We start from the raw sequence: 4,789 nt of genomic DNA on the forward strand, positions 1-4,789 counted from the left end.
ACAAGGGCATCTCCAGCAGAGAAGATGGCACATAAGTTAAGGACCAAGGCAGGACGAGCGATCTATGCCTTACGTAAACAAACGGTTGAGCCGGTCTTCGGTATTATCAAATCGGTCTTGGGCTTCCGTCAGTTCTCGCTACGAGGACTGAAGGGAGTGACAGGAGAATGGAGCTTGGTGTGTATGGCCTGGAATCTAAAACGAATAGCCAAGTTGCGCCTAAAATAAGGTATTGAACAGGGATATTCTCAAAAAATAGGAATATCCCTGCATAAATCGCAATTTTTTCTGATTTTTAAGCCTATTGACAGCTTAAGTCCGACAGGCTGCTAGTCGTTTTTTCAGGAAAAACCTGTTTATCAAAGGGTTTCTTCTCAACAGAGACGACCCTAAAGACGGGGACAACACCAGGGTAAACAAGATAACAAGAAGCAACAAAGAAATACTATATCCTCCAGGAGATAGACCTTGGTAGGTATAGCTTCAGCGTAAAAAAAGAGGTAGATATTCATGCTGCACAGGTGGTTTCTATTACCAACGGGGCTGTCAGAGGAGGAATCAAACTAGAGAAAGAGATAACAGCTCTACCTGAATAAAGCGCTTAATAGGGTTCACATTGACACCATACAATAAAAAAATGCGTGTTGAGGCATATAATAAGCACTTTTAGTGCACACACCATCTTCTTTGGCCTCCATTTCCAGCCCTATCACTTAGTAAACTGGGAAAATGACTGGAAAGCCCTTAGAATAGTGGCCCTAAAATTTATCGCTTTGGTTGAATGGTTTCAGAGTCTCAGGCATTGAAGGCCCTGTACCGGAAAACACAGACTAATGTCCAGGGCTGCAGGATTGCGCCGCAACAATAAATAATCATCTATGACTAAAAAACAATCATTACAAATCTTTTCTTTAGATAACAATACCTTAACATTTCATGATGAGCCGGGATTCCAGTTTGCAGCGCGCTGGCCATATCTACCTGTACATTTCAATGAAGGGATATTACTCGCCCAGGTCCTTCCACTCGTTTTCCGTAAAAACGCTCAAGGCACTCTGGAACTCGGCATAATGCTTACCCGAAAGGGTAAACATGTGATCCAGCAGGGCAGATGGCCGGTCAATATTAAACCAACACTGCTGGCAATGTATCCATTTACCTGGGTGAATGTCAGCGATAATAAGGCTCAGTTGGCCTATCATTCCGATGCGTTACATTTTAAAGGTCCCGGCCAAAAGCTTGTGACCTCAAAGAAAAAACCGACGCAGAAGTTAAGATCGTTTTTGACGCAACCGAAAAAAGTAGCCAGCGCTTTTAACAACACCCGCAGGCTGTTACAGGAGCTGGATCAGCTGGATATTTTGTCGGAAAATGGTAACTACCTCATTCTGAACAAACAGCCTGAGCCAGCAGTACTGGATAAACTGTCACCAACCCTGAAAAAATTACTCCAGGCTCATCTGAACAGCCTGCAGCATAGCATTCAGGACCAGCCTCAACAGAAAGCAGCAGCCCCTGCACACGCCAGCAACCAACAGGTCAATGAAGCCGTGAAAGCGGAAGCCAAAACAGCTGGCAAAGAGAAAACAAAGAAGAAAAAAGATTCTGCTAAGAAAAAGAGCAAGGCTTCAGATGGCGACAAAGCAGGCAAAGAAAAAAAGAAAGCTAAAAGCTCCTCTGAGAGGAAAAAGATAAAAAAGCCCGTAAAACCCACCAGCGTTGAGGGTATTATCAAACAAATATGCGATACCTACTCCGTTGACGCAGAAGCTCTAAAAGGCCGAAAACGCAGTAGTAATCTGACTGAAGCCCGTACGAGCCTGGCTAAGGAGAGTCAACAGGCTGATATGTTGGAGGCAATGGCGGAATGGCTGGAACGCTCTCCTAACACCTTGATCAGCTGGTTGCGCTAAGCTGTACTGCTTGCTCTAGATTGTATTATTTTTGTCAGTGCATATGAGTATCGTTGAGCTGTTCGCCTTTTGTAAGAGCGGTTACCCAAACCGCTCTGCATTCTTTACTCAAACCGCTCTGCACTTTACCAAAACCGTTCTACTGTCTTCTCTGTCACCGTTTAACCAAAACGCTCCAACAATCTCTCTATCAACCATTGACCCGCTCGACCTAAAGCCTGATCCCTTCGATTGATCAGCACTGGGGTGTATTGATGCCGGGATCCACCTTGATAATCCAGTTCCACTAACTGCTTACTGTCCAGCTCATCCTGAATCATCGTCATCGGCATCCAGCCATAGCCCAAACCCATGGTCAGCGCCTCCCGCTTGGCCCGAAAATCACTCAGGTAGAAGACCCGCTCCCCCCCAAATGTTTGCCAACCGCCATGCGCTTTCAGATAACTGGAATCATGTACTGTCAGTTCTACATGCTGTTGCAGTGTATCCAGGGTGATATTGTTTACTCTGGCCAAAGCATGATCTGCCGCAACCACTAACAGTGTTTCCACCGGTTTCAATGCATTCACAACATAGCGATTACTGGGCTCATAGGCCAAAGCCAGCATCAGCTCAGCATCCCCCCGTTCAAAGCGTTGCTGTACTCCACCCAGGTACTCCACCCGCAGCTGGACATGGGTAGGGATATTAAGATTGACCATCTCCTTCAATACCGACAACAGCACCTTACTGGGCATCATACCATCGACGACTAACTCTAACCGGGGCTCCCAGCCCGCAGAGAACTGGTCCACCAGGTGAGACACGTGCTCTGCCTGTTGTAACAGGCGCTCTCCCTCCGTCAGAATACGCTCGCCGACAGGCGTTAATTCAGCACGATACGCTGAACGATCAAACAGATCTGCACCTAGTCGCTGTTCCAACTTCTGTATCTGATAGCTCACTGCCGACTGAGTTTTGTTCAGTTTCTCTGCCGCCTTGGCAAACCCTCCTTCGGAAACGACGGCAGATAATACCCGCAGACTCTCTAAATCCAGTGCCATATCAATCTCTTATTCTCTTTTAAGCCCTTGTCATCCAGGCTGCTCACTAAGACTTCTACACTACATCAAATTTTCTGATGGAGTTAATCATTTTATTCCGCTTTTTTTTGATCATCAAAGCTTCTAACTTTATTACAACATTGAGCTGAGTCAGCAAAGCTGATCGACGCCATAAGACATAAGATAAAAATCAGTTCAGGTATGGCTGGAAGCGGCATCTTTCAGCAACACCTAGCGTATTACAAAAATAAGAGGAGCTTATTATGAGTCAAAATCCATTAGGCCTACGCGGTATTGAATTCACTGAGTTTGCCAGCCCGGATACGGATTTCATGCATGATGTATTCGGTGCATTTGGCTTTTCTAAGCTCAAGCGTCACGCCACAAAGGATATTCTGTACTACAACCAACGGGATATTCACTTCCTGCTGAATCGTGAAAAGAAAGGTTTTTCTGCCGACTTCGCTAAAAGCCATGGCCCTGCTATCTGCTCCATGGGCTGGCGTGTAGATAACGCTGAAGAAGCGCAAGCCGAAGCCGTGCGTCGTGGCGCAAAAGCAGCGAAACCTGAAGACACAGATCTGCCATACCCTGCCATCTACGGTATTGGTGACAGCCTGATCTATCTGATCGATCAGTTCGGTGATAAAGGCAATATTTACGCTCAGGACTTTATCGATCTGGAAGAGAAAAACGTGGTAGAAGACCTGGGCTTTATTGAGATCGATCACCTGACCAATAACGTTTTCAAAGGCACCATGGATACCTGGGCCAAGTTCTACAAAGAAGTATTTGGTTTCACCGAAGTACGTTACTTTGATATTAAGGGCCAGAAAACCGCACTGCTGTCTTACGCACTGCGTTCACCAGACGGTAGTTTCTGCATCCCGATTAACGAAGGCAAAGACGATAACAACAACCAGATTGATGAGTACCTGAACCAATATAATGGCCCAGGTGTACAGCATATCGCCTTCCGTAGCGATGACCTGCTGGCCTCTCTGGATAAGCTGGATCGTAATGTCATTGATACACTGGATATTCACGACGACTACTACGAAGAAGTGTTTAATCGTGTACCAGGTGTAACCGAAGATCCAAAACGCATTCAGGATCACCAGGTACTGGTAGATGGCGATGACAAAGGCTATCTGCTGCAGATTTTCACCAAGAACCTGTTTGGCCCTATCTTTATCGAACTGATTCAGCGTAAAGAAAATCTGGGCTTTGGTGAAGGTAATTTCCAGGCGCTGTTCGAGTCTATCGAGCGTGACCAAGAGCGTCGCGGTGTTATCTAAGGAACAGGATTAAGAAATAAGATTAAGCTCCTTCCCTTAGTCGCCCTTAATGTGTCGCTCTTTACCACGGATGCGGCACATTACAATGCAAAAGAAACATTACAATGCAAAAGAAAACCGTACGCCGCTATCCATAAGAAGCGGGAGTGCGGTTTTTTACTTCCCGGTTTCGACTAATAAGTGCAATTTCTTGCAAATAAGGAACCGGGAATAACATTAGGGCCGCTTATTTACTTTCAGTAGATAACTGGACAGTGCGAAGTTCTCGATAGAGGAAGCATAAGCTTGACGCCTCTCTAGTTTATGGTCTGGACTTAAATTCACCACAAACCAAAGTCAGGCCAAAAACCAGGAGGCGACTATGAAATTATGGTGGGTGTGGTTTGCCGCTGTCCAGTCTTTAAAATCAGCTTGCTCAAGAAAACGAACATTCTTATGGTTATGCCTCGTTCTTATGGGCTTTACTGTCCGAGCCGATAACGCCGGTGTTTCCAGCTTTATTCGAGCACTATCTCTTAATCCCCGTCATTACCCC

4 protein-coding genes are annotated in these 4,789 nt (G+C 45.8%); 3 read left to right on the forward strand and 1 reads right to left on the reverse strand.

From position 1 onward, the window contains the following. Both H579_RS0118340 and H579_RS0118345 read left to right on the forward strand, forming a co-directional pair. Positions 1-228, forward strand: a 228-nt coding sequence (locus H579_RS0118340) for a transposase (protein ID WP_028301876.1), incomplete at its 5' end; no start/stop codon positions are given. 650 nt (positions 229-878) lie between these two features. Beyond that, positions 879-1,913, forward strand: coding sequence for a SapC family protein (locus H579_RS0118345; RefSeq protein WP_036566732.1), 1,035 nt, complete (start codon positions 879-881; stop codon positions 1,911-1,913). Between the two features lie 161 nt (positions 1,914-2,074). Here the strand turns inward: H579_RS0118345 and H579_RS0118350 are convergent, their stop codons facing one another. After that, positions 2,075-2,956, reverse strand: a complete 882-nt coding sequence (locus H579_RS0118350) for a LysR family transcriptional regulator (RefSeq protein WP_028301878.1) — start codon at positions 2,954-2,956, stop codon at positions 2,075-2,077. A 263-nt stretch (positions 2,957-3,219) separates the two neighbouring features. On the opposite strand from H579_RS0118350, the gene hppD reads away from it, so the two are divergent. Then, positions 3,220-4,254: a 4-hydroxyphenylpyruvate dioxygenase gene (gene hppD / locus H579_RS0118355; protein WP_028301879.1), complete on the forward strand. Its 1,035-nt coding sequence runs from the start codon at positions 3,220-3,222 to the stop codon at positions 4,252-4,254. Positions 4,255-4,789 lie beyond the last annotated feature (535 nt).

The sequence above is a fragment of the Oceanospirillum beijerinckii DSM 7166 genome, from assembly GCF_000422425.1.
In the GTDB taxonomy this organism is placed as follows: domain Bacteria; phylum Pseudomonadota; class Gammaproteobacteria; order Pseudomonadales; family Halomonadaceae; genus Oceanospirillum; species Oceanospirillum beijerinckii.

Coding starts and splice junctions, on each gene's coding strand:
- hppD (WP_028301879.1), top strand. CDS start 3,220: ATGAGTCAAAATCCATTAGGCCTACGCGGTATTGAATTCACTGAGTTT.
- H579_RS0118345 (WP_036566732.1), top strand. CDS start 879: ATGACTAAAAAACAATCATTACAAATCTTTTCTTTAGATAACAATACC.
- H579_RS0118350 (WP_028301878.1), bottom strand. CDS start 2,956: ATGGCACTGGATTTAGAGAGTCTGCGGGTATTATCTGCCGTCGTTTCC.